General features: G+C 55.6%; 2 protein-coding genes. Both read left to right on the forward strand.

All coding sequences use genetic code 11. The annotated features are described in order from the left end of the window. Positions 1 to 964 (forward strand): cation acetate symporter (locus tag ABX962_RS34430; protein WP_372726182.1); only part of this gene is annotated, 964 nt, incomplete at its 5' end. Positions 965 to 1,335: 371 nt separating this feature from the next. After that, positions 1,336 to 2,523 carry an SGNH/GDSL hydrolase family protein gene (locus ABX962_RS34435; protein WP_372726183.1) on the forward strand — a complete coding sequence of 396 codons (1,188 nt, stop codon included), beginning with the start codon at positions 1,336 to 1,338 and terminating at the stop codon, positions 2,521 to 2,523. Positions 2,524 to 2,592 lie beyond the last annotated feature (69 nt).

Raw genomic sequence — 2,592 nt, forward strand, 5'->3', positions numbered from 1 at the left:
GCCGATCTCGTTTTTTACAACGATGTCCAAAAGCGAAATTGTGCTCTGGGGCAGCGAGGTGATCCGGCATGACGATGGAGGATCGACAAAGGTCTTCTATCAAAAGCCGACCGAGGGAACTCGCGTGCTGCGACCGGGCGAGCATCCGAAATTCGCAGGAATTCGCGGCGGAAAGCCTACCGACCGGATCAATTTCTTGTCGTTGATGTTGGCATTGTTTTGCGGCACCGCGTCGCTACCGCACATTTTGATTCGCTATTACACGGTCAAAGACGGTGCGGCAGCTCGAAAAAGCACCATCGTGGGGATCACCAGTATCGGTTTCTTTTATGTGCTGACGCTGTACCTCGGACTCGGCGCGATGACCAGCAACGCGCTGGATCTGACCGATACCAACATGGCCGCTCCGCTATTGGCTCGCAGCATGAGCCAGTGGTTGTTTGCGATCATTTCGGCGATTGCGTTCACCACGGTACTGGGGACCGTCAGCGGTTTGATTTTGGCGAGCAGTGGCGCGGTGGCTCACGATTTGATCGGCGGAGTGATGGGAATCGAATTGACGGGACACGCTCAGGTGCGAGTCGCGAAGTTGGCTGCCGTCGTGGTCGGAGCGATCGCGATTCTGCTTGGCATCGCGTTCAAAGAAATGAACGTCAGCTACTTGGTCGGTTGGGCGTTTAGCGTTGCGGCAAGTGCGAACTTGCCCGCTCTTGTGATGTTGCTGTTTTGGAAACGAACGACCAAAGAGGGGATCATCTCCAGTGTGATCGTCGGAATGGTTAGCTCGTTGGGATGGATTTTGTTGTCCGCTGACACGTACGAAAAGGTGTACGGTTGGAACGGAGCCGACGCGATCGCTCCGTTCACTCAGCCAGGCATCGTGACGATTCCGTTGGCGTTTGTCACCTTGATCGTTGTATCGATGATGACCAAGCGAGACGCACCGGAAACATCGGTTGCATGATCACGTCCGCGTCCGTAGCGAAACTCGTCGAGAGTTTCGGCGATAATATGAGTGGGCCGTGACGCTTGCGAGCCTGTCTGGCCCTGAAATATCATAACCCGACGCATGAGTTTTGAAGTTGCGCGTTTAAACGTTCTTCGGGCCAAAGTTCCAGCAAACGGCCGGGCCGTTGGCCCTACAATTCATTGTTTTTTTGGTCCCAGCCCGTTGGGCTGGGCTAGGTAAACGTCCGGGGCTTTGCCCCTAAATACAAACGCGGAACTTCAAAACTTACGCGTCGGGTTATGATGGAAAAGCCGAGCGTTCTCTTACGGGGCCACGGCACAAATCCAAAATATTTTTGTTTCTCACCCACTCGAAGCGACGACAAGATGAAACGACGATTTACAGCGTACCGATCTTTAATACTGGTTGCTTTGTCATTCATCGCCACCAGCGGATTCACCGCTGACCACGTGGCGTTTCGCGGCGATTTCCAGAATGCTCGGATCAAGTTCGAGCAATCGAAAACGGGAAACGTGGCGTTCATCGGCGGGTCGATCACTGAGATGAACGGCTACCGGCCGATGGTGTGTGAGATTCTGCAGCGACGTTTTCCAGCGACGAAGTTCAACTTCATCAACGCCGGAATCTCGTCGACCTGTTCCACCACCGGAGCGTTTCGATTGCAGTCGGATGTGCTGGACCGCGGCGACATCGATTTGTTGTTCATCGAGTTCGCGGTCAACGATGATCAGGACGCGCATCACTCCAACGCCGCCTGCATTCGCGGGATGGAAGGACTGGTGCGTCACGCCCGAATCGCCAATCCAAATATCGATTTGGTGGTAACCTTCTTCGTCAATGAATCGATGCTGGCGACGCTACAAGAGGCCGAAACGCCGCTGACGATTGCGGCGCATACGTCGGTGGCCGCGCATTACGACGTGTCGACGATTGGATTGGCAAGCGAAGTGGCTGATCGTATCACCGACGGCACACTGACTTGGAAACAGTACGGCGGAGTGCATCCCGCACCGGCGGGAAATGCGATCGCCGCGACGATGATCGACGAATTGATGGGCCAGGCATGGGCCAAACCGCTGGCGAAAGACGCGGCGATCAAGCCGCACCCGCTGCCCGAGTCGCCGCTGAATCCAACCAGCTATTGGCGAGGACGTTTTATTGATCCTGCGACTGCGATGATTGAAAACGGTTGGTCGATCTCGGTGCCCGATTGGTCATCGTTGCCCGGAAGCACTCGCGAGCGTTTCCGCAAACTTCCGATGCTTTGCGGCGAGCATCCTGGGGACACGTTGTCGCTGTCGTTCGCCGGCACGGCAATCGGTGCCTATGTCGTTGCAGGACCGGATGCGGGGATGATCCTAGCCAGTGTCGATGGAGGTCCGTTTGAAGTGGTGGATTTGTATCACCAGCACAGCAAGGGGCTGCACTATCCGCGAACCGTTATGTTTGCAACCGATTTGAAAGCGGGTGAGCACACTGTCGAGCTGAAAATCGCGGACACAACACGCAGCAGCGGCAATGCGGCTCGGATCATTCAGTTTGTCGCAAACTGAGCTGTTCCCGCGTCAGACTTCTCCATTAGCGGTGCGGCGAAGTGACTCGTTGACTGCCACCTCTGCGGA

The organism is Novipirellula sp. (genome assembly GCF_041583735.1).
Taxonomy (GTDB): domain Bacteria; phylum Planctomycetota; class Planctomycetia; order Pirellulales; family Pirellulaceae; genus Novipirellula.

Coding starts and splice junctions, on each gene's coding strand:
- ABX962_RS34435 (WP_372726183.1), top strand. CDS start 1,336: ATGAAACGACGATTTACAGCGTACCGATCTTTAATACTGGTTGCTTTG.